This is a genomic window from Ciceribacter sichuanensis, assembly GCF_024055605.1.
GTDB lineage: Bacteria > Pseudomonadota > Alphaproteobacteria > Rhizobiales > Rhizobiaceae > Allorhizobium > Allorhizobium sichuanense.
In genome coordinates this window covers 601,372-621,551 of the sequence record NZ_JAMXLX010000001.1, presented here as the reverse complement: position 1 = coordinate 621,551, position 20,180 = coordinate 601,372, and the positions used below count along the sequence as shown (strand labels likewise).

Here is a 20,180-nt window from a genome sequence, read left to right as displayed (position 1 = left end):
TTCCTATAACAAACGCCCCAGCAAAAGCCAGTATTTTCCGGAGTCCTCCCCCGTGTCGTTCGAACGCCTCTCCCAGCCTATTGAAGACGGTGCCGCCTACGAGGTTGAGCTGTCGCTCGTCGTGCCCGTCATGAACGAAGAGGAGAGCCTTGGCCCGCTGATCGACCGAATCTGCGAAGCGATGAAGGGCTTCGACAAGAGCTGGGAACTCATCCTGATCGACGACGGCTCGACGGACCGCACGCTTTCCTATGCGCGCTCCTACCTCGACCGCGAGGGCCTCGACCTGCGCATCGTCGAATTCCAGCGCAATTTCGGCAAGGCCTCGGGCCTGCAGGCCGGTTTCGACGCTGCGCGTGGCCGGCTGATCGCAACGCTTGACGGCGACCTGCAGAACGATCCCTACGATATCCCGTCCATGGTGGCCGAACTGAACGCCCGGGACCTCGACCTGCTCTGCGGCTGGCGCAAGGCAAGACAGGACGCGCTGGTTCTGCGCAAGATCCCGTCTTGGTGCGCCAACTATCTCATCGGCTCCGTCACCGGCGTGAAGATCCACGACAACGGCTGCGGTCTGAAGCTCTATCGCTCCGCCGTCATCAAGCAGGTCCGTATCCTCGGCGGCATGCACCGCTTCATTCCGGCCTGGGTCGCCTCCGTGGTTCCCAGCTCGCGGATCGGGGAAGTGGTCGTCACCCACCATGCCCGCCAGTTCGGTGAATCGAAGTACGGCATCTCGCGCACCATCCGCGTGTTCCTCGACCTGCTGTCGGTGCTGTTCTTCATGCGTTTCAAGCAGCGGCCCGGCCACTTCTTCGGTACTATCGGCCTTATCATTGGCGCCATCAGCTCGCTGATCCTGCTCTATCTCTTCTGGGTGAAGTTCGGCCTCGGCCAGAGCATCGGCACGCGTCCGCTGCTGCTCATCGGCGTCATGCTGTTCCTCACCTCGATCCAGATGATCACCACCGGCATTCTCGCCGAGATGCTGACGCGGTCCTCCGATACGCAAAAGAATTACGTCGTACGCAAGACCTACCAGAAGGACGCGTGAACGTGGTCGCCGCGCTTCGGCAGCGGCCGCAGCTTCTCTTCCTGCTGCTGGCGGTCTATTTCATCGCGAATGTCGCCGTGCGGCTCATCCTCCCGCACGAGCTGGAACTCGACGAGGGGCAGCAACTGTTCCTCGCCCAGTGGCTTGCCGTGGGATATGACAGCCAGCCGCCGCTCTACAACTGGCTGCAATATGGCGCAGAACAGGTTCTGGGACCGACGCTTGCGTCCCTCTCCGTCCTGAAGAACCTCATTCTCTTTGCCTCCTACTCGCTGTTTGCCCTGACGGCGGCGATGGTGCTGCGCTCGCGCGATCTGGTCATCGTGGCGACGCTCGGCCTCCTGACCATGCCGCAGGTCAGCTTCGAGGCCCAGCGCGACCTCACTCACACCGTCGCGGTAATCTTTGCGGCCTGTCTGTTCTTCTTTGCGCTGATCCGGGCCATCAAGTCCCCGAACATCTTGAACTATGCGCTGACGGGTGTCGCCATCGGGCTCGGCTTCATCTCCAAGTACAATTTCGTGTTGCTACCGGCGGCTGCGGCACTGGCCATGCTGATGGAACCGGAGTTCCGTCGCCGCGTGCTCGACTGGCGCGTTCTCGTCATGGTCGCCGTCGCCGCTATTGTCGCGCTGCCGCACGGGCTCTGGTTCCTCGATCACCTTGATGTGGCAACCGGACGGACGATCGGAAAACTGACGTCGACGGGCGCTACCAGCAAGTTGGGACAGATCAATGCCGGCCTGTTTTCACTGGTGGCGGCGGCGATCGGTTTCTCGATCATTACGCTGGTGGTGTTCGCCATCGCCTTTGGCCGCGACTGCACCCGTGCACTCTCGGCATCCAGCCCCTGGAGCCGGCTGATCGGGCGCATCATGCTGATTACGGCTGCGGCCATCGTTCTGCTCGTCATCTTCGGCGGCGCGACCCAGATCAAGGACCGCTGGCTGACCCCCTTCTTTATCGCTCTGCCGCTCTATCTGTGTCTGAAGCTGGAAGCGGCCGACCTTGCAAGCGAACGGCTGCTGCCCCGCTTCATGCCCATCGGCATCGGCGCGATGGTGATCATCCCGCTCATCCTGCTGGTCCGTATTCCGATCCACGGCATGACGGGACGCTACGAAAAGAACAATGTGCCGTATGGACAGGCCGTTCAGACGATCATCACAGGCGAAGCCAACCGCCCCTCGCTGATCCTCACCTCGGATCAGCAGATGGCCGGGAATATCCGCTTGCAGGAACCGGACGTTCCGGTGATGCTGCCGGGCTACGAAGCCTTCCTCAAGCCTTTCGCCTTTGACAGCACACATCCAATTCTGGTCGTCTGGCGCAATCGCGGCAAGGCAGACCTGCCCTTGCCGGATGGCCTTGCCGCTTGGCTATCCGAACATGGCGGGCTCGCCGTTTCCGATATCAAAACGGTTGCCCTGCCCTATCATTTCAGCCGGAACGGCGATCTCTATCATTTCGCCTACAGCTACATCTATCCGACGGTGGAGTGAGGGCTTCCCTCACTCCTCGATGATGACCGGCTCGCACCGCACCGGGAAATTCACCGAACTGGCGATGAAACACTTCTCATGAGCATCGCCGTGCAGTTCGGCTGCGAGCTGTGGATAGGTACCGGCCTTGATCGTCACTCGCGGCTTCAGGACGACATCAGTGAAGCGGCCGGCCCCATCCTCATCCATCACCATCGTACCTTCGGCGTGATCCTCGTAGGCGGTCACGATAACGCCCGATACCGCACAGAAATGCAGGTACCAGAGCTTGTGACAGGCTGACAGCGAGGCAACCAGCAGGTCCTCAGGGTTCCAGCGAGCCGCGTCGCCGCGGAATGCAGGATCGGACGATCCGGGAATGTCCGGCTTGCCGTCCGCCGAGATCACATGATCCCGGCCGTATTCGCGATAACCGGACGTGCCGGTTCCCATATTTCCCTGCCAGGTCACCGTCACACGGTATTCGTGCTGCTTGCCAGCCATGTCGTTCAATGCCTTCCTGATGCCTCGATGCGGTCGACGATACGCCAACGCGCTCACGCCTCCAAGGGCCGCATTACTCCCACTTGCCAATCCCCGCATCGGAAAAAATTCGATGCGCCTCTTGCTTAGATAGATTTACGATATATCTTAGATGCAATTAAACACAGTCAAAAGGAACTGATCACCATGAGACACTTTCATTTTGGACGAAACGGACACGAGCATGATCACGGCTGGCACGCCGTGCGGCACGGCTTCTTCGGCGGTGGCCCGGAAGGCCCTCGGGGACGTGGTCGGGGCGGTGAACGCCGCCGCATGTTCGAGGGCGGCGAGCTGCGGCTCGTGCTCCTGAAGCTCATCGAGGAACAGCCCCGCCATGGCTACGACCTGATCCGCGAGATCGAGAACCGCTCCGGCGGAGCCTATGCACCGAGCCCGGGCGTCGTCTACCCCACCATGACGCTGCTCCTCGACATGGGGCTTGCGGAAGAAGAAGCCAGCGAAGGCCCGCGCAAGCTGCTCGCCATCACCGAAGCCGGGCGTCAGCATCTGGTGGAGCGGGCGGACGAGGTGGCCGTGGCCATGGCCCGCCTCGAGGCGCTTGCCAAGGCCAGTGAACGTACGGACGCTGCTCCGGTGCGCCGCGCCATGCAGAACCTCAAGGCAGCCCTGCAGGACCGGCTCTCGCAGGACGGCGTCAGCCGAGAGACGCAGCTCGAAGTAGCCCGCATTCTCGATGAAGCGGCGAGCAAGATCGAAAGGCTTTGAACATGACCAAGGCAATCGCCATCGTGCCGACCCAAAGCGGCTGGAAATACCTGCAGCAGCTCTGCAAGCATTGGGCGCACAAACTGGAGGTCGAACTTGGAGAGAAGAGCGGTATCGTCCGCTTTTCCGAAGCGGTCGCCACGATGAGCGCCGACGACACCACGCTGACGGTCGAAGTCGAAGCGGTTTCCCCGGAAGTTCTGGAGCAGATGAAGGGCGTCGTATCGAGCCATCTCGACCGCTTCGCCTTCCGCGAGGCGCCGCTTCCCTTCGAGTGGAAGGCCGCCTGAGCGGTCAGTGGCCAGCAAGATGAAAAGGGCCGGCGCTTCGCCGGCCTTTTTTTGACGACGACGTCTGAAAGTTCACGCTCGGCGGTCGATATGCGGAGTTTTCGATAGCGTCATTCCTGTGCTTGTCACAGGAATCCAGTCAGCCCAAGTCTTTGGGCTGAAAGAGTCTTTGACCCGACAGACGTCGGGTCGCTGGATCCCGGAACAAGCCCCGGCATGACGAAGGAAGCGGCGGGCGCCTACCTAAACGGAAGTTCACGCCCTTGTCAGCAAGCCGAGTGCCGGCCTTTTGCTGTCAGCCTATTCCTTGTGGTTGTCCTTCAACCAGTCGAGACCCTTGCGGAGCGTGTCTACCGCCTGGTCGATCTCCGAACGGGAGATGACGAGCGGCGGCGAGAACAGCATGCGGTCGCCGGTGGCGCGCAGGATGACGCCGTCGGCGACGCACTGGTTACGCACCAGCGTGCCGACATCGTCCGGCTTGGAGTAGCGACGGCGGGTCGACTTGTCGGCTGCGATCTGAACCGCGCCCATGAGGCCGACGCTGACGGCTTCGCCGACGAGGTCGTGATCGGCGAGCGAGGCAAGCGCCTGCGCAAGATAGGGACCGACGTCATCGCGCACACGTTCGACCAGCCGCTCTTCCTCGATGATACGCAGGTTCTCGATGGCCGCGGCGGCGGAAACCGGATGACCGGAATAGGTGTAGCCGTGATAGAAATCGCCCAGTTCCTCGACCATCACCTTGGCAACGCGGTCGGAGACGAGCACACCACCGATCGGCAGGTAGCCGGAAGACAGGCCCTTGGCGATCGGCGCCAGATCCGGCTCGAAATCGTAATACTGGTGGCCAAACCAGGTGCCGAGACGGCCGAAGCCGCAGATGACTTCATCGGCAACGAGCAGGATGTTGTATTTCTTGGCGATACGCTTGATTTCCGGCCAGTAGGTCGACGGCGGAACGATGACGCCGCCGGCGCCCTGGATGGGCTCGGCCACGAAGGCCGCGACGTTTTCTTCGCCGAGTTCGAGGATCTTGTCTTCGAGTTCCTTGGCGACCTTGAGGCCGAATTCTTCCGGCGAAAGATCGCCACCCTCGGCATACCAGTAGGGCTGGTTGATATGGGCGATGCCGGGGATCGGCAGGTTACCCTGCTCATGCATCCACTTCATGCCGCCAAGCGAGGCGCCGGCAACGGTCGAGCCGTGATAGGCGTTCTTGCGGGCGATCACCATCGTCTTGGTTTCATGGCCCAGCGCCTTCCAATAGACGCGCGCCATGCGGAACCAGGTATCGGAAGCCTCGGAACCGGAATTGGTGAAGAACACATGCTTCAACGTCGGGCCGGTGACGCTTGCGATCTTCTGGGCGAGCAGCGTGGTCGGCGGCGTCGTGGTGCCGAAGAAGGTGTTGTAATAGGGCAGTTCCTGCATCTGGGCATAGGCTGCCTCGGCAATGGAGTTGCGGCCATAGCCGACATTGACGCACCACAGGCCGGCAAAGGCGTCGAGATACTGCTTGCCGTTCGAATCCCAGATGTGCACGCCTTCGGCCCGGTTGATGATCTTGGTACCGGCTGCATTCAGCTTCTTCATGTCGGAGAAGGGATGCAGGTGATGGGCGGCGTCGATGGCGGCGAGATTGGAAAGGGCAGCAGCAGTTGTCGTCATTTCGTTATTCCCCGGAGCAAGCGCGAACGACCGTGCCGGATGAGCCCGTAAAGGCTGGTCCGCGGGGTCGTCTACCTTGCCTGATTGAAAGGCGGAAGTTTATCGGCTACGAACATGACCTTCCAAAATGCGTTTGGCAAGGGCGTCGATTTCCCACTTCCTGCGGCCAAATCGCCCCTCAATTCGCCAGCGAGAAGCATTTTTCATGACTGATTTGTCCAAGGCCGCCTCAAACTCCGCAGCCGACCCGTCTGCGCGCATCGAAGTTCTGCTCGTCGGCATGAACGGCGACCTGCGCGGCAAGATGGTCCCAATAAAGGCCGAAGACAAAGTCTGGAAAAACGCGGTGCGTCTGCCGGCCTCCACCCAGTCGCTCGACATCTGGGGCGACGACAATGACGACATCACCCGCATCTCGCTGACCCTTGGCGATCCCGATGGCATCTGCGTTGCAGACAAGCGCTCGCTGACCACGCTTCCCTGGGGTCCGGCCGGTTCGAAGCAGGTGCTCGCCACCATGCATACGCTCGACGGAAATCCCCATTACATCTGCCCGCGCGCGATCCTCGCCAACGTTCTGAAGCGCTACGAAGAGCGGGGCCTTACTCCGGTTGTGGCCACCGAGCTTGAATTTTACGTCGTGCAGCCGGACTTCCGCGAGACCGGCAAGCCGATGCCGCCCAAGGAACTTGTCATGCAGGGCGAGGCCGAAGGCTTCCAGCTCTACGACATGCGCGCAACCGCTGCGATGGAAGCGTATCTCGATACGGTGCGCCGATACTGCGACGAGATGGAGCTGCCGGCCGATGCGACCACTGCCGAATTCGGCCCCGGCCAGTTCGAGGTCAACCTCCTGCACCGGTCCGATGCGCTGGCGGCGGCCGACGACTGCATCTACCTAAAGCGGGTTGTCGATTTCGCTGCCCGCCGTCATGGCCTCAAAGCCACCTGCATGGCCAAGCCCTATGGCGATCAGGCAGGCTCCGGCCTGCATGTCCATGCGTCGATCATCGATAAGGACGGCAAGAACATCCTCGACGCCAAGGGTGGCGATCCGGTGAAGCTGAAGTCGATCACCGCCGGCATGCTGAAGACCATGCAGGAAGCCCAACTCGTCTTTGCGCCCTTCGCCAATTCCTTCCGCCGCTTCCAGCCGGGCTCGTTTGCGCCCGACAAGATCGACTGGGGCTTCGGCAATCGCGGCACGGCGATCCGCATCCCTGACAAGGACGGCCCCGCCGCCCGCATCGAGCACCGCGTCGCCGGGGCGGATGCCAACCCCTATCTGCTGCTTGCGGCGATCCTCGGCGGCATGCTGCTCGGCCTCGACGCAACGCTGGATCCGGGTCCTGTCACCAGCCCCGACACCGCGCCGGAGAACCCCGAGATCCTGACCCACGACTTCCTGACGGCGGTCGATCGTTTCAGGACCTCATCATTCATTGCCGACATCTTCGGCTCCGAGTACCAGCGGATTTTCGGCGACACCAAGCGCAAGGAAGCCATGACCTACCTGCGCACCGTCTCGAGCTTCGATTACCAGACTTACCTGACACGCATCTGAGAATGCGGATGGGCAACTGCGTCAGACAGCCGGCACGAGCACCTTCAGCTCACCGGCATGCTGGCGCAGTTCGACATCGCGCGGCATATGCAGCAATTCCCCGTCCATGACGCAGAGCGCGCCATGGCGGCGTTTGGGAAAATGCAGCCTCACGACCTCGGCGGTCGCGGCGGTGACGGCCTCGTTGTCCTTCATCCGCCCGCGCAGGATATCAACCGCCAGCTTCACGACACCCGCCGGCCCCACGGGATCGGTGAGATAGACGCCGAGCTTGCCGCTGGTCAGGTCGTCGGCAAAGAACAGCGGGTTCTTGCCGAAGGGATTGTTGGAGACCGAAATCGCCGAAACCAGACGATGCTCGCGGCGGCCATCATGGTCTATGTCGAAGATCACCTCGAAACGGGAAGGTCTCAGCATGACTCCCAGAGCCGCGCGCAAGCTTGCCCGCATCTTTCCAAAGCGGGAGGCGTAGCTCATCGAGTCCCGCATGCGCACCATGCGCGCATGCATGCCGGCGGAAAACTGATGCACGAACGGCTTTCCGTTGGCGGTCGAAATATCGACCGACTGAACCGTTCCCGTGGCCAGCGCGGGAAGTGCCGCGCGAATGTCGAGCGGGACCTTCAACGAGCGGGAAAAGAGGTTCATCGTTCCGGCGGGGATGACGCCGAGCGGCAGGCCGGCCTTCCAGGCAATCGCCGCGGCGGCCGAAATCGTGCCGTCGCCGCCACCCGCGACCAACACCTCCACGCCCTGTTCGCCGGCCGCACGTTGCAGCGCCTCCAATACCTCTGAGCCCTCGACGACATGGCACTCGATTTCGTGGCCTGCGGCACGGAATGTCTGGGTCGCGCGGGCGCAATACTCTTTCATGTCGGTGGTCCTGAACGTACCGCCATCCCGATTGAAGACTGCCCTGACCTTCATTTTCCCTCGATCACAGTGTCGCCCGGCATGCTGCGCCGCCGTCGGGATGCAACGCCCATGCGGGCCAATGGTTTCTTGCCAGACGAGAAATCGTGAGACGGCGGGCAAAATTCAAGCGACAGCGTGAAAGCCCTTTGCGGCAATGCACAAATGCATGATAAGTGTCAAATCATGCTTCGCAGAGAAGTGTCGTATTTCCCGGCAATCTCTCACCCTCCAGTTTCATATCCGTTGACAGGACCGCGACGCGTCGTCCGTTGAAGGTGGTTCCATGACCGACTGTACCGCCCTGCCCTCCTCGTCATCCGACCGCGATCAGGCCTCGCCTGCGCTGACGCCGATGATGGTGCTGCTGATCGAGATTGCGCTTGCCGCAGGCGGCTTCGGTATCGGCACCGGCGAATTCGTCATCATGGGCCTGCTGCCGGATGTGGCAACGACCTATGGCGTCAGCGTTCCCGATGCGGGCACGGTGATTACCGCCTATGCGCTGGGCGTCGTCGTCGGCGCGCCGATCATCGCAGTGCTGGCGGCGAAACTGCCTCGCAAGACACTGCTTCTCGCCCTGATGGGCGTCTTTGCCCTCGGCAACATCCTGTCGGCGCTGGCTCCGGGTTTCTGGAGCTTCACGGCGCTGCGCTTCATCACCGGGTTGCCGCATGGCGCCTATTTCGGCGTGGCGGCGCTTGTCGCGGCCTCCATGGTACCGCCGCACCGGCGCGCGCGCGCCGTCGGACGCGTCATGCTCGGCCTCACCATCGCCACCCTCATCGGCACGCCGATTGCGACCTTCATCGGCCAGCAGATGAACTGGCGCTCGGCCTTCTTCATGGTCGGCGCCATCGGCGCGCTGACCGTGTTGCTGATCGCGCTCTACCTGCCCAAGGACAAGGTTGCGGAGGGTGCGAGCGTCCGGCGCGAACTCGGCGCATTCGCCCGACTGCAGGTCTGGCTGACGCTCGCGGTAGCAGCCGTTGGCTTCGGCGGCATGTTCTCGATCTTCAGCTATATCGCCAAGACCACCACCGATACCGCCGGCATGCCGGCCAGCATGGTGGCGATCGTCCTGGCGCTGTTCGGCATCGGCATGAATGTCGGAAACGTCGTCGGGTCGCGCATGGCGGACTATTCGCTGAAGGGCACGATCGGCGGCATGCTGGCATTCAACGTCGTGCTTATGGCGATCTTCTCGCTGACGGCGGCCGATCCGGTGATGCTGTGCATCTGCGTCTTCCTCACCGGCTGCGGCTTTGCCGCCTGCCCTGCCGTGCAGACCCGGCTGATGGACGTCGCGGCCGATGCCCAGACACTTGCCGCCGCTTCCAACCACTCCGCCTTCAACATTGCCAATGCGCTTGGCGCATGGCTCGGCGGTCTCGTCATTGCCAATGGCTACGGCTATGGCGCCACCGGCTATGTCGGCTCGGCGCTGTCGCTCCTCGGTCTCGTGGTCTTCCTGATCTCGATTGCGCTGGAGCGGAAGGCCCCAGCGACGGCCAAGGCGAGCGCCTGATCGCAAGCCGATCAGGCGGCGGTCAGCTCCTCGGCCCGCTTCAACTCCACTTCCTTTGACGGGTCGTCCGGCGCAACTGCGTATTTCGCGCCGTTGCGGCAGACGACGTGGCGCTGCCCCCATTGCTCGAGCGCCAGGATCACCGGCTCCAGGCTGAGACCGAGCGGCGTCAGGCTGTAATCGACCCGCGGCGGCACGACCGGGAAAACCGTGCGCGTGACGATGCCGCTCTCTTCCAGTTCCCTCAACTGCTTGGTCAGCATGCGCTGGGTGATGCTCTGCAGCTTGCGCTGCAGTTCGGAGAAGCGCAGCGTGCCGCAGGTGATCAGGTGGTAGAGGATCACGCCCTTCCATTTTCCATCGAGAAAACTGAGCGTGGATTCCACGGGGCAGCCGGGAAAATTGTTCGTGAGCTTGGCGCGGGGTCGGGACATTTACAGTATCCTTTTTGATACTACATACATTTTAGGTCGCTACGGACAGAAAATGTGCATTCTTGCGAAGTCGCAACATATGTATCAATTGAATGGCGTGCTAACAATCCCAAGGAGATTTCCATGCGCGCAGTCGGTTATCTGAAGTCAGGCCCCATCTCGGCCGACGATTCCCTTCTCGACATTACCCTGCCCGAACCCGTCGCAGCCGGTCATGACCTGCTGGTCGAGGTCAAGGCCGTGTCCGTCAATCCGGTCGACACCAAGGTCCGCGCAGGCGCCACGCCGCCGGAAGGCGAATACCGCATCCTCGGTTTCGATGCGGCGGGCATCGTCAAGGCGGTCGGCGAAAAGGTCACGCTGTTCAAGCCGGGCGACAAGGTGTTCTATGCCGGCGCCATCAACAGGCCCGGTACCGACAGCGAGTTTCATCTTGTGGACGAACGGATTGTTGGACGGATGCCCTCCTCGCTCGGCTTTGCCGAAGCCGCAGCCCTGCCGCTTACCGCAATCACGGCCTATGAGTCGATCTTTCACCGGCTTAAGGTTGCCGACAAGGTGCCCGGCGTCAACAATGCCATCCTGATCACCGGCGGCGCCGGCGGGGTCGGCTCCATCGCCATCCAGCTTGCCCGCACCCTGACGGACCTGACTGTGATCGCCACCGCGTCGCGGCCGGAATCCGCCGAATGGGCAAAGGCGCTCGGTGCCCATCATGTGATCGACCATTCGAAGCCGCTCGCCGCCGAATATGCCGCGCTTGGCATCGGCGCTCCGGCCTTCGTGTTCTCCGTCGCCGGCAGCGCGCAGCACCGGCTGCAGATCGCCGAACTGATCGCCCCGCAGGGCCGCGTGGTGCTGATCGACGACATGAAGGACGGCTATGACATCATGCCCTTCAAGGGCAAGGCCGTTTCCGTTCACTGGGAGATGATGTTTGCCCGCCCCGTACACCAGACCGCCGACATGATCGAGCAGCACAAACTCCTTGATCACGTCGCCGATCTCGTCGATGCCGGCAAGATCCGCACGACCCTGTCGCAGACGCTCGGGACCATCAACGCGGAAAACCTCAAGAAGGCCCATGCGCTCATCGAAAGCGGCCGCACCACCGGCAAGGTCGTTCTGGAAGGCTTTTGAGGCAAGACACCTCGGCGGCGGAGCTAACCTTTCGCCGCCGGCAGTTTCAGCGGTCCGCTCGTCTTGACGCTGCGGATCGCGAAATTCGACTGGATGTCGGTGACATGCGGCAGAACCAGCAACTTGTCGGTCAGCAACGCCTCATAGGCCGCGAGGTTTTCGACCACCACTTCCGCAAGAAAATCGGAATTCCCGGAGATCATGTAGCAGCCGACGACTTCGGGCAGCGCCTGGAGCGCCTGCTGAAAGGCATGGGCGTGTTCCCGCGTGTGATGGGCGACCTTGAAGGTCACAAAGACGGTGAGATCCAACCCGACCGTTCCGCGATCGATATCGGCGCGGTAGCCACGAATGACGCCGCTCTCTTCCAGCAGTCGTATCCGGCGAAGGCAAGGTGACGGCGAAAGGTTCACTCGTTCGGCAATCTCGACATTGGTCGCGCGGGCGTCCTGCTGGAGGGCCTCAAGGATTGCCAGATCGAATTTGTCGAGTTTTGGCATATTTCCTACCATTATAGTTTCATAACGCAATTTTCTGCCAATATAGTGGACTTTGCAAGCACAAATGGCAAGGACATACCCGTCCATCTGGCGCTATCCTCATGCATCGCATCAGGAGAGTCCCCCATGACCACCGTCAGCACCGTCACCCGACCTCCCCTTTCAGCCGGCCTCGGAGCCATATCGGCACTCTCAGTGGTCCTGATATGGGCTGCGTGGCTGATTTCGACGCGCCACAGCGTCGGCACTTCGCTTTCTTCCCTCGACCTCAGCCTGCTGCGGTATGGCATACCGGCTCTGGTGCTTGCTCCTGTCTGGCTAAAGACGGGGCTCTGGCCGAAAAAAACACCCAAGCTGCCGCTGGTCCTGATGGTTCTCGGTTCCGGCGCACCGTTTTTTCAGGTGGTCGCCTTCGGCATGAAGGCAACGCCTGCATCGGCTGCGGGTGTCCTGCTGCCGGGCGTCATGCCTCTCGCGGTCGCGCTGATCGGCGTGGTGTTGCTTGGAGAAAGACCGGACCGCATGCGCCGGCTTGGAATGGCCGCCATCTTCTGCGGCGGCGTGCTGCTGCTGCTCGGCAGTCTCTCGACCGGCGCCTTGAGCTGGAAAAGCTATGTGGTCCTGCCCATCGGCGCGGTGCTCTGGGCGATCTACACCCACGCCTTCCGGCACTCGGGACTTTCCGCCTATGAGGGCGGAGCGCTGATCTGCGTCTGGTCGACGATCATCAACCTCGCGCTCATTCCTTTTCTCGGCACGCATCTGCTGGAAGCGCCGGTCGGCGAGACCGGTCTGCAGGTGGTGACGCAAGGCCTATTGTCCGGGCTGCTGGCGACGATCCTCTATGGCAATGCCGTCAGGGCGCTCGGCGGCACACAGGCGGCCGCCTACACCGCCGTCACGCCGGTTGCCGCAGCACTTGGCGGCGCGGTCCTGCTGGGTGAACCTCTGGGTGCGCTGACGATTGCCGCGACGCTGGTCACGGGAGCCGGTGTGCTTCTTTCCACCGGCATCCTCTCCCGTCGCTCCTGATACCTTCCGGCCCTCAGGCCTGCAGGACGACGACCCGTCCGCCGACCTTGACGCGTTCGTAAAGATCGATGACGTCGTGGTTCATCATGCGCACGCAACCGGACGACATCGCCTGGCCGATCGACCATGGCTGGTTGGTGCCGTGGATGCGGAACATGGTGTCGTTGCCACCGCGGTAAAGATAGATGGCGCGTGCGCCGAGCGGATTGTTGATGCCGCCCGGCAGGCCGCCAGCATATTTCAGGTTCTTTTCCGGATCGCGGCGAATCATGTTGCCGGTCGGCGTCCAGGTCGGCCATTCGGCCTTGCGGCCGATATAGGCGCTGCCGGCCAGTGCATAACCGTTACGGCCAACGCCGACGCCGTAGCGCATGGCACGCCCCTCGCCCAGAACGTAGTAGAGCCGACGGGCCGGCGTATCTACGACGATGGTGCCTGCCGCCTCAGTGGTTGCGTAAGCCACTTCCTGCCTGCGCAGTTCCGGCTTGATCTTCTCGATGGGGATCTTCTTCAGCGGATGAGGCTCTTCCGGACGATCTCCATACATCGCCTGCTGGTTCGGAACCGACTGGCAACCGGCCACGAAGAGCGGCAAACCAATCAGCAGACCGCGGCGCGAGATCGTCATTTTGATGTCCTCAATGTGTTCGTCGAATGACGGCAAATTAAGGAAATCATGGTTAATGCGGAGTTAATCCACGGAGAGCCTCGTAAATACTCCCTGCTTATGGCGGGATTTACTTACTCCGCGCGCAGCAAAGCGGAACGACCTCTGGACAGGGTCGCCTCGGTCAGCAAGACAAGAACAATTCCAGCAGCAAGAACCGCAATCAATACAGCGCCATGCAAGGGCAGATGCAGCAATGGCACCAGCGCGAACACCAGCGCCGCGACCAGACGGACCATCACCGGCGCAAGCCCGGCCAGACGGCGGAAGAACACGTCCGCAGCCAGATAGACCGCGACCCCCGTCGCCAGCAGCATTTCCGAACCGTGCCCTTCCGCTCCACCGGGAGCACCAACCGCCGCCTTGAGACCGGCCGCGACGAGGATCAGCCCCGCAATCATCGCAAGGTGGCCGATCGTGTAACCGAACAGGGCGATGCGCGTGCGCCGCCGGTTGTCAGCCGCGAGCATGATATGCTCGGCAAGCGCGTCATCCGCATCGAAATAGCTCCACCACAACAGGGCGATAAGGGCGATACCGAGCACCAGGCGCGCGATCGTGTGAACATCCAGCGGAGCGTCACCTATACCGGTTCCCACTGCAATGATCGTCTCTCCGAGCACGATGATGAGCAGCAGACCATGACGCTCGACGAAATGAGCGGGGTCGAGCGCAAAGCCCTCGCCGGTGTTCATCGCCGCGACCGACAGATAGAGGGCTGCGGGTGCCAGAAGCAGAACCCAACTCCATTCGGCATCCATCATACCTCCCGCGAGCACCAGCAGAGCCGCGAGGAGGTTGAAGGGCACGATACGAAGCATGGCCATCGCGGCCGCGCGACCGCCCTGCGCGGCAAAGGCGGCAAAATGCAGAACGACGATGAAGAGATAGGCCATTCCGAAGATCAGCGAACCTGATCCCCCGGTGGCCGAGGCGGTCAAGGCCATCACCATGAAACCGGCCATCGCAGCCACCAGAACAAGCCGCATAGCCTTCGGTGTGTGGGCATGGTTGGTGAGCCAGATGTAGCCGCCATACATCCACCAGACGAGCATCAGCACGGCAAAGGCGTGCAGATAGTCAACCGCCCCATGGGCGTGCTCGACGAGATGCGTGATACGGGTAATCGTATAGACGAAGACCAGATCGAAGAAGAGTTCAACGGTCTGGGCTCGAAACTGTGGTTTGCTGTTCTCGGTATGCTCGCTCATATCACCCACCCCGATGAGCCACGATTGGTATACGACGATGGGAAATTTCCCTGAAATTCTTTGGTCCGCAAGATCAACGGGAAGAATAAAGACAAAAGGGCAATTTTTGAGGATTGCCAATATTTGAGAGGCAGGCAAACTCTCCATCCGTTCACTGGGGAGAGAGATTACATGAACAGTCTCATTGCATCGCTCACTGCGAGCACATGGTTCGGCTATGTGGCCCGCATCCTGCTGACCTACATATTCTGGGCGAGCGGCATCTCCAAACTCGTGGACTTCCCGGCCGCCGTTGCGGAGATGCAGCATTTCGGCCTCAATCCACCGGCGTCCTTCGCAATTGCCACCATCTTCGTGCAGCTTGCCGGCTCCCTTCTGGTCATCCTCAACCGGTGGACATGGCTCGGAGCAGGCGCACTCGGCGTCTTCACCGCGCTCACCATCCCGATCGCTCACACATTCTGGACGATGGAGGAGCCATTAAAGACCGTCGAGTTCTACATCGTGATGGAACATATCACCGTGATCGGCGGCCTGATGCTTGCGGCCTGGAAAGCCAGCGAGTGAGGCTGGCGGGCAAGAGACCGCGGGTAACGACGCCACCGGAACGGCTCACGTGCCCGCCACGAGCCGCCCTGTGGGCTGGCGAAGACCGATGAGCACGCCGGCAAGGGCAAATCCTCCTCCGATGTAGTGGAAGCTCTCCAGCCGCTCTCCGAGCAGGATCATCGCCAGGACGGCGACGAGCACCGGGAATAGATTGAAGAACATCGACGAGCGGGCCGCGCCAAGTTCACGCACGGCGATCATCCACATGAATGGCCCGAGCAGCGATGTCGGCAGCGCCGCATAAAGAACCAGCGGCAGGTTGACCGCCGTCAGCGGACTTTTCTCGCTCATCATCCAGAACGGCAGCAGGATCATCACCGCCGCCCCGATCTGCCACCAGAGTTGCAGCCAGGTGGAAATCGGAATGCGCCAACGCTTGAGCAGCACACCGTAGAGGGCGCTGGAAAAGACCGCGACGAGCATCAACCCGTCGCCGACGTGAACGCCGCCACTCGTGAGGGTCGCCATATCGCCCCGCGCCGTCAGATAGAGAAGGCCGACGAAGGACACGATACCGCCGAGGATACGGGCCGTGGTCAGCCTCTCATTCGCAATGAGCGCGGCCAGAAAGGCCGAGACAAGGGGAATGAGCCCGATCAGCACGCCCATATTGACGGCGGTCGTGGTCTTTGCCGCCTCATAGGCAAGGCTCTGATAAGCAACCATGCCCATCAATCCGAGAAATGCCAGTTTGGGAGCGTAGCGAAGGGTGACTTCGCGTTCGTTCCAGGCGGAGCGCAGTACGAAGGGCATCAGCACCAGAAAGGCGATCACCCAGCGATAGAAGGCGATGGAAGCCGGATGAATGACATCGATCGCGGCCTTGCTGACAATTGTGTTGCCGGACCAGATGACGACCGTTGCAAGCGCCAGCATGACGGGCACCATCGGCAATCCATTGCCCGCCTCACTCCCCTGTTTCTGAAACTTCGCCATGACCGCGCCTCGCATTCTTCCGTTCGGCCTTCTCTAGCAAATGTCCAAATCTCGCAATATAACGAATATCAGACAATCAATTGCGAGGAGACGCCATGCCCGTCCAGTATGGCCATATCGATGGAGAACCGCCGCAGCCGGTCTTCCTGCGCACGGAATACTATCGCGCGGGAACCTTTTTCCCTCCGCGCCGTCAGCCTTGGGCAGAACTGAACTACGCGCTGGAAGGCGTCTCGGAAATCACCATCGAAGGCATCCCGTTTCTCTCGCCACCCCATTATGCGATCTGGATTCCGCCGGGCTTCCGCCATGAGGCCGTCAATCGTCACGATATCCGCTATGCCACGGCCTATATCGAAGCGGCGCTCTGCGCGGACTTGCCGGCGGAGCCCTGCACCCTGGCTCTCAGCCCCCTACTGAAGGCCATTTTCGCGGACTTCGATGCGCGTGGCGTTCGACATCCGCAAAGCGATGCAGACCTGCGGCTTGCCATGGTGATCGTCGATCAGGTGCGATCCGCGCCGCGCGTCCTGCACTACCTGCCATCGACCGACGATCCGCTTCTCGCTCCGGTATTGCAGGCGCTGCAGGACGATCCCGGCGACAAGCGGTCGGCATCGGAATGGGCACGCTTCGCCGGCACGACGGAACGCACGCTTGCCCGCCGCGCGCAGGATCTTCTAGGCATGCCCTTCAACGACTGGCGACAGCGGCTGAAGCTGGTCACGGCGCTTTCGCTGCTGGAAGAGGGGCACAGTGTGCAATCGGTGTCGCACCGGCTGGGTTATGGCAATGCCTCGGCCTTCATCGCCATGTTCCGGCGACTGACCGGGACAAGCCCCTCGCAGATGCGCAGCAGCCAGAAAAAAGGCCCGTCGGAATAACGGGCCTCAATCAAGCGGGATAGGACGGCGATCTCAGATACCGTCGATGGCATGGAGCCAGCCATGCCGGTCATTGCTCTGGCCGCGCTGGATGCCGACGAGCGCATCGCGAAGCTTGGTCGTGACGGGGCCGTTCTGGCCGCCGCCGATCTGGAATTCGCCTTCCGGATACTTGACGGTACCGATGGCCGCGACCACGGCGGCAGTGCCGCAGGCAAAGGCTTCCTTGAGCTTGCCGCTGGCGACATCGGCCTTCCATTCCTCGAAGGAATAGGGCTTCTCATGAACGGTAACGCCTTCCTCGCGGGCAAGCGAGATCAGCGACTTGCGGGTGATGCCCGGCAGGATCGTACCGCCGAGCGGCGGGGTGACGATGGAGCCATCCTCGAAGACGAAGAAGACGTTCATACCGCCGAGTTCCTCGACCCATTTATGCTCGGCAGCATCGAGGAAGACGACCTGATCGCAGCCCTTGGCATAGGCTTCGGCCTGCGCAACGAGGCTGGCCGCATAGTTGCCGCCGCACTTCGCAGCGCCGGTTCCGCCGGGAGCCGCACGCGTATAATGTTCGGAAACCCAGATGCTGACCGGCTTGGCGCCGCCCTTGAAGTAGGGACCGACCGGCGAGGCGATGACGCAGAAGATGTATTCCTTCGACGGACGCACACCGAGGAAGTTCTCGCTGGCGAACATGAAGGGGCGCAGATAAAGGCTCGCGCCCTCGCCCTGCGGGATCCACTTGGCATCGAGCCGAACCAGCTTTTCGACGGCCTCGATGAAGGCCTCTTCCGGGAGTTCCGGCATGGCCATGCGACGGGCGGATTCGTTGAAACGGTGGGCATTATCCTCGGGGCGGAACAGGACCGCGCGGCCATCGGAGGTGCGATAGGCCTTCATGCCCTCAAAGATTTCCTGAGCGTAGTGCAGAACGCTGGACGCCGGATCGATCGGGAACGGCGCGCGCGCCGTCACCTCTGCGGAATGCCAGCCCTTGCCTTCGCTCCAGCGGATCACCGCCATGTGGTCGGAGAAGAGCGTACCGAAGCCGAGATTTTCGAACGCCTTCAGACGGTCGGCTTCGGGCATCGGATTGGTATTCGGCTTGATATCGAAGATAAGGCGGGGCGTTTCGGCTTGCATGGATGGTGATCTTTCAACTGATCTCTAAGGTGGCGCAAACTGCCGCTTTGGCCGGGATTTTTCAAGGCATTTCGTGACGCCTGCGCAAAGTCAGGCCGGCAGCGCCAAACAGCCGCGCGGCAGGTGTCGAGCGAGGTCCGGCGCCGCTCAGGGATCGCTGCTATCGTCCGGATCGTCGGCGCATGGCCAGCCTGCGGGAGGGACCAGTCCGGGCGGCAGGCGCGTGGAGGCGTCGCCGCAGGCCAGGTCGATCTGCTCCTGTTCCAGCCCGGTGGCCGAGGAAAGATCGAGGCCCTCGATACGGGTCAGCAACAGGAAGGCGTTGCGGAAATCGAGCGGGCCGGTGAAGACCGCATCGTTCAGGCGTGCACGCGCCAGATTGGCCATGGTGAAGCGGCTACCTGTGATCGTCGCCCCGCGGAAATCCGCCCGGCCGAGTTCAGCCTTGGTGAAATCGCTGCCTGCAAGTTGCGCCTCGCGGAAATCGGCACGCTGGACCTCGGCATTGACGAATGTGGCGCGGTCGGCGGTGCTGCGGGCGAAATTGCTTCTGTAGGCCTCGACCTTGTTGAAGTTGGCGCCTTCCAACTTGGCCGCGACGAAGGACGCCCGGACCATCTTGCCCTTCTCGAGGTTGGCCGATTTCATCGAGGAGCCACGCAGGTCGGTGAAGGAGAAATCGGTCTTGGTGAGATTGGCGCCGTCGAGTTCGCTTTCCGTGATGATCAGCATCGACTTCTTGCAACCGCTCCAGTCGATACCCTGCTGGGCGTAACTTCGGCAATCACCGGCCATTGCGCTGCCAGTTGAAGACGCAATCGAAAACAGCAGCGTTGCCGCTGCCAAAGCTGTAGCCTGTCCCGTCGGCAATCGCCCGCCCAAAAGGATCGTCATCATTTCGCTCCGCAACCAGCACCGAAGCGCGACACCGCGCTGTCATGCCTATTTATCTAGGAAAACTGCGGCGCCATTAAAACAGGGAAATCGAGGCAAGCGATCAAAATCGAGAGAACCGCCCAACCGGCGACCGGCTCTTGCCCGACAATCACGGACAGGCGGTCCGGGCGGCCCGCCTGCCGGCCATTACATGTTCGGATAAACCGGGCCTAGCCGCTTTGTGGCGGCGCCCAGTTAATGTCCTGATTCGAGGCCTTGATGTCGTAGGTCTTGCCGCAGTTCCAAGCGTTGACGACATGGTTCAACTCGCCGTCCCTCTCGGGCCTTTCATTGATGCTGGCCGGACTCGAATTGCGCCGCAACGGCTAGTTCCACTGCTGGCTACGCCACTCCCACGGAGTGACCTTGCCATCCTTGTCACTATCAGCGGCCTCGAAGCGAGCCTTGGCATTGGCAATGAACTCGGCCTGGGAAACGCTATCGCTCTTGTCCACGTCCATGGTGCCGAAGCGGTCACTCTTTTGCTTTTCCCGCTCAGCCTGACGGCTCTTGTTCCAGCCATCCTGTGGCCCCATGCGGACAGCCATGTATTCTTCCATCGTCAGTTCGGCGTTATCGTCAGAATCCATTGCGGCGAACACATCCTCTGCCGCCGAGGCAGCCTCCTCCGCGCTGATAACGCCATTTTCATCTGCGTCGATGATCGGGAACCGGCCACGACCGGGTGCGTTCATCATCATGCCACCACGGCCCCAACCGGGGCCCCCGCCAAAGCCATACGGCTGCGCTTCGGCGACACTTGCCACGAGGGCGGCAGCAAGGGACAGAGTAACAAAGGTCATCGATTTCCGTGACATCCGCTCAATCCTCCAAAGTTTCGGGTGTAAGATTACGCCGATGGATCGCCCTGCGATCTCGTCGGATGGATCGTATATTAATCCATCAATTTATATTAACA

Annotated in this window: 21 protein-coding genes; 10 read left to right on the top strand and 11 right to left on the bottom strand. The window is 61.6% G+C overall.

The features are described 5' to 3' along the window. Positions 1-52 precede the first annotated feature (52 nt). A complete protein-coding gene (locus NBH21_RS02990; protein ID WP_342451982.1) occupies positions 53-1,054 on the top strand; it encodes a glycosyltransferase family 2 protein in 1,002 nt (333 codons plus the stop codon). Then, positions 1,051-2,556 carry an ArnT family glycosyltransferase gene (locus NBH21_RS02985; protein ID WP_250912458.1) on the top strand — a complete coding sequence of 502 codons (1,506 nt, stop codon included), beginning with the start codon at positions 1,051-1,053 and terminating at the stop codon, positions 2,554-2,556. The genes NBH21_RS02990 and NBH21_RS02985 overlap by 4 nt, the downstream gene beginning before the upstream one ends. 9 nt (positions 2,557-2,565) lie before the next feature. Here NBH21_RS02985 and NBH21_RS02980 read toward each other — a convergent pair whose 3' ends face one another. Next, positions 2,566-3,039, bottom strand: a complete 474-nt coding sequence (locus NBH21_RS02980) for an OsmC family protein (RefSeq protein ID WP_250912457.1) — start codon at positions 3,037-3,039, stop codon at positions 2,566-2,568. Positions 3,040-3,225: 186 nt separating this feature from the next. On the opposite strand from NBH21_RS02980, the gene NBH21_RS02975 reads away from it, so the two are divergent. Continuing rightward, a complete protein-coding gene (locus NBH21_RS02975; RefSeq protein WP_250912456.1) occupies positions 3,226-3,807 on the top strand; it encodes a PadR family transcriptional regulator in 582 nt (193 codons plus the stop codon). A gap of 2 nt (positions 3,808-3,809) precedes the next feature. After that, positions 3,810-4,097 (top strand): DUF2218 domain-containing protein, encoded by a 288-nt coding sequence (locus NBH21_RS02970; RefSeq protein ID WP_250912455.1) that lies wholly within the window; start codon positions 3,810-3,812, stop codon positions 4,095-4,097. A gap of 300 nt (positions 4,098-4,397) precedes the next feature. Here the strand turns inward: NBH21_RS02970 and NBH21_RS02965 are convergent, their stop codons facing one another. Then, positions 4,398-5,768, bottom strand: coding sequence for an aspartate aminotransferase family protein (locus tag NBH21_RS02965; RefSeq protein WP_250912454.1), 1,371 nt, complete (start codon positions 5,766-5,768; stop codon positions 4,398-4,400). Between the two features lie 205 nt (positions 5,769-5,973). Between NBH21_RS02965 and NBH21_RS02960 the strand changes: the two genes are divergently transcribed. Further along, entirely contained in the window at positions 5,974-7,332 is a 1,359-nt protein-coding gene (locus tag NBH21_RS02960; protein WP_250912453.1) for a glutamine synthetase family protein, read from the top strand. Between the two features lie 21 nt (positions 7,333-7,353). Here NBH21_RS02960 and NBH21_RS02955 read toward each other — a convergent pair whose 3' ends face one another. After that, positions 7,354-8,259 (bottom strand): diacylglycerol/lipid kinase family protein, encoded by a 906-nt coding sequence (locus NBH21_RS02955; RefSeq protein ID WP_250912452.1) that lies wholly within the window; start codon positions 8,257-8,259, stop codon positions 7,354-7,356. A gap of 340 nt (positions 8,260-8,599) precedes the next feature. On the opposite strand from NBH21_RS02955, the gene NBH21_RS02950 reads away from it, so the two are divergent. After that, positions 8,600-9,772, top strand: a complete 1,173-nt coding sequence (locus tag NBH21_RS02950) for an MFS transporter (RefSeq protein ID WP_425340384.1) — start codon at positions 8,600-8,602, stop codon at positions 9,770-9,772. Positions 9,773-9,783: 11 nt separating this feature from the next. Here the strand turns inward: NBH21_RS02950 and NBH21_RS02945 are convergent, their stop codons facing one another. Next, entirely contained in the window at positions 9,784-10,206 is a 423-nt protein-coding gene (locus NBH21_RS02945; RefSeq protein WP_250912450.1) for a winged helix-turn-helix transcriptional regulator, read from the bottom strand. A gap of 123 nt (positions 10,207-10,329) precedes the next feature. Between NBH21_RS02945 and NBH21_RS02940 the strand changes: the two genes are divergently transcribed. Continuing rightward, complete coding sequence (locus NBH21_RS02940; RefSeq protein ID WP_250912449.1) at positions 10,330-11,346, top strand: zinc-binding alcohol dehydrogenase family protein; 1,017 nt, start codon at positions 10,330-10,332, stop codon at positions 11,344-11,346. Between the two features lie 23 nt (positions 11,347-11,369). Here the strand turns inward: NBH21_RS02940 and NBH21_RS02935 are convergent, their stop codons facing one another. After that, positions 11,370-11,846 carry an Lrp/AsnC family transcriptional regulator gene (locus NBH21_RS02935; RefSeq protein ID WP_163904355.1) on the bottom strand — a complete coding sequence of 159 codons (477 nt, stop codon included), beginning with the start codon at positions 11,844-11,846 and terminating at the stop codon, positions 11,370-11,372. A gap of 126 nt (positions 11,847-11,972) precedes the next feature. Between NBH21_RS02935 and NBH21_RS02930 the strand changes: the two genes are divergently transcribed. Continuing rightward, positions 11,973-12,878, top strand: coding sequence for a DMT family transporter (locus NBH21_RS02930; protein ID WP_250912448.1), 906 nt, complete (start codon positions 11,973-11,975; stop codon positions 12,876-12,878). Between the two features lie 13 nt (positions 12,879-12,891). Here the strand turns inward: NBH21_RS02930 and NBH21_RS02925 are convergent, their stop codons facing one another. Both NBH21_RS02925 and NBH21_RS02920 read right to left on the bottom strand, forming a co-directional pair. Beyond that, positions 12,892-13,506 carry a L,D-transpeptidase gene (locus NBH21_RS02925; protein ID WP_250912447.1) on the bottom strand — a complete coding sequence of 205 codons (615 nt, stop codon included), beginning with the start codon at positions 13,504-13,506 and terminating at the stop codon, positions 12,892-12,894. Between the two features lie 113 nt (positions 13,507-13,619). Continuing rightward, positions 13,620-14,756 (bottom strand): low temperature requirement protein A, encoded by a 1,137-nt coding sequence (locus NBH21_RS02920; protein WP_250912446.1) that lies wholly within the window; start codon positions 14,754-14,756, stop codon positions 13,620-13,622. A 171-nt stretch (positions 14,757-14,927) separates the two neighbouring features. Here NBH21_RS02920 and NBH21_RS02915 point away from each other — a divergent pair, with 171 nt between their 5' ends. Continuing rightward, a complete protein-coding gene (locus NBH21_RS02915) occupies positions 14,928-15,323 on the top strand; it encodes a DoxX family protein (RefSeq protein ID WP_250912445.1) in 396 nt (131 codons plus the stop codon). A gap of 45 nt (positions 15,324-15,368) precedes the next feature. On the opposite strand, the gene NBH21_RS02910 is transcribed toward NBH21_RS02915, so the two are convergent. After that, entirely contained in the window at positions 15,369-16,301 is a 933-nt protein-coding gene (locus tag NBH21_RS02910; RefSeq protein ID WP_250912444.1) for a DMT family transporter, read from the bottom strand. A 95-nt stretch (positions 16,302-16,396) separates the two neighbouring features. Between NBH21_RS02910 and NBH21_RS02905 the strand changes: the two genes are divergently transcribed. Then, positions 16,397-17,185, top strand: a complete 789-nt coding sequence (locus NBH21_RS02905) for an AraC family transcriptional regulator (RefSeq protein WP_250912443.1) — start codon at positions 16,397-16,399, stop codon at positions 17,183-17,185. A 33-nt stretch (positions 17,186-17,218) separates the two neighbouring features. Here the strand turns inward: NBH21_RS02905 and NBH21_RS02900 are convergent, their stop codons facing one another. The 3 genes from NBH21_RS02900 to NBH21_RS02885 all read right to left on the bottom strand — a co-directional run bounded on the left by NBH21_RS02900 (position 17,219) and on the right by NBH21_RS02885 (position 20,064). Continuing rightward, a complete protein-coding gene (locus NBH21_RS02900; RefSeq protein ID WP_250912442.1) occupies positions 17,219-18,325 on the bottom strand; it encodes a branched-chain amino acid aminotransferase in 1,107 nt (368 codons plus the stop codon). A 147-nt stretch (positions 18,326-18,472) separates the two neighbouring features. Next, positions 18,473-19,219: a pentapeptide repeat-containing protein gene (locus NBH21_RS02895; protein WP_250912441.1), complete on the bottom strand. Its 747-nt coding sequence runs from the start codon at positions 19,217-19,219 to the stop codon at positions 18,473-18,475. 368 nt (positions 19,220-19,587) lie between these two features. Beyond that, entirely contained in the window at positions 19,588-20,064 is a 477-nt protein-coding gene (locus tag NBH21_RS02885; protein WP_250912440.1) for an EF-hand domain-containing protein, read from the bottom strand. Between the last annotated feature and the right edge of the window lie 116 nt (positions 20,065-20,180).

What these genes read in the sequence shown, in the direction of transcription:
- NBH21_RS02980 (WP_250912457.1), bottom strand. Translation starts at nt 3,039, where the DNA reads ATGGCTGGCAAGCAGCACGAATACCGTGTGACGGTGACCTGGCAGGGA.
- NBH21_RS02975 (WP_250912456.1), top strand. Translation starts at nt 3,226, where the DNA reads ATGAGACACTTTCATTTTGGACGAAACGGACACGAGCATGATCACGGC.
- NBH21_RS02970 (WP_250912455.1), top strand. Translation starts at nt 3,810, where the DNA reads ATGACCAAGGCAATCGCCATCGTGCCGACCCAAAGCGGCTGGAAATAC.
- NBH21_RS02965 (WP_250912454.1), bottom strand. Translation starts at nt 5,768, where the DNA reads ATGACGACAACTGCTGCTGCCCTTTCCAATCTCGCCGCCATCGACGCC.
- NBH21_RS02960 (WP_250912453.1), top strand. Translation starts at nt 5,974, where the DNA reads ATGACTGATTTGTCCAAGGCCGCCTCAAACTCCGCAGCCGACCCGTCT.
- NBH21_RS02955 (WP_250912452.1), bottom strand. Translation starts at nt 8,259, where the DNA reads ATGAAGGTCAGGGCAGTCTTCAATCGGGATGGCGGTACGTTCAGGACC.
- NBH21_RS02950 (WP_425340384.1), top strand. Translation starts at nt 8,600, where the DNA reads ATGATGGTGCTGCTGATCGAGATTGCGCTTGCCGCAGGCGGCTTCGGT.
- NBH21_RS02945 (WP_250912450.1), bottom strand. Translation starts at nt 10,206, where the DNA reads ATGTCCCGACCCCGCGCCAAGCTCACGAACAATTTTCCCGGCTGCCCC.
- NBH21_RS02940 (WP_250912449.1), top strand. Translation starts at nt 10,330, where the DNA reads ATGCGCGCAGTCGGTTATCTGAAGTCAGGCCCCATCTCGGCCGACGAT.
- NBH21_RS02935 (WP_163904355.1), bottom strand. Translation starts at nt 11,846, where the DNA reads ATGCCAAAACTCGACAAATTCGATCTGGCAATCCTTGAGGCCCTCCAG.
- NBH21_RS02930 (WP_250912448.1), top strand. Translation starts at nt 11,973, where the DNA reads ATGACCACCGTCAGCACCGTCACCCGACCTCCCCTTTCAGCCGGCCTC.
- NBH21_RS02925 (WP_250912447.1), bottom strand. Translation starts at nt 13,506, where the DNA reads ATGACGATCTCGCGCCGCGGTCTGCTGATTGGTTTGCCGCTCTTCGTG.
- NBH21_RS02920 (WP_250912446.1), bottom strand. Translation starts at nt 14,756, where the DNA reads ATGAGCGAGCATACCGAGAACAGCAAACCACAGTTTCGAGCCCAGACC.
- NBH21_RS02915 (WP_250912445.1), top strand. Translation starts at nt 14,928, where the DNA reads ATGAACAGTCTCATTGCATCGCTCACTGCGAGCACATGGTTCGGCTAT.
- NBH21_RS02910 (WP_250912444.1), bottom strand. Translation starts at nt 16,301, where the DNA reads ATGGCGAAGTTTCAGAAACAGGGGAGTGAGGCGGGCAATGGATTGCCG.
- NBH21_RS02905 (WP_250912443.1), top strand. Translation starts at nt 16,397, where the DNA reads ATGCCCGTCCAGTATGGCCATATCGATGGAGAACCGCCGCAGCCGGTC.
- NBH21_RS02900 (WP_250912442.1), bottom strand. Translation starts at nt 18,325, where the DNA reads ATGCAAGCCGAAACGCCCCGCCTTATCTTCGATATCAAGCCGAATACC.
- NBH21_RS02895 (WP_250912441.1), bottom strand. Translation starts at nt 19,219, where the DNA reads ATGACGATCCTTTTGGGCGGGCGATTGCCGACGGGACAGGCTACAGCT.
- NBH21_RS02885 (WP_250912440.1), bottom strand. Translation starts at nt 20,064, where the DNA reads ATGACCTTTGTTACTCTGTCCCTTGCTGCCGCCCTCGTGGCAAGTGTC.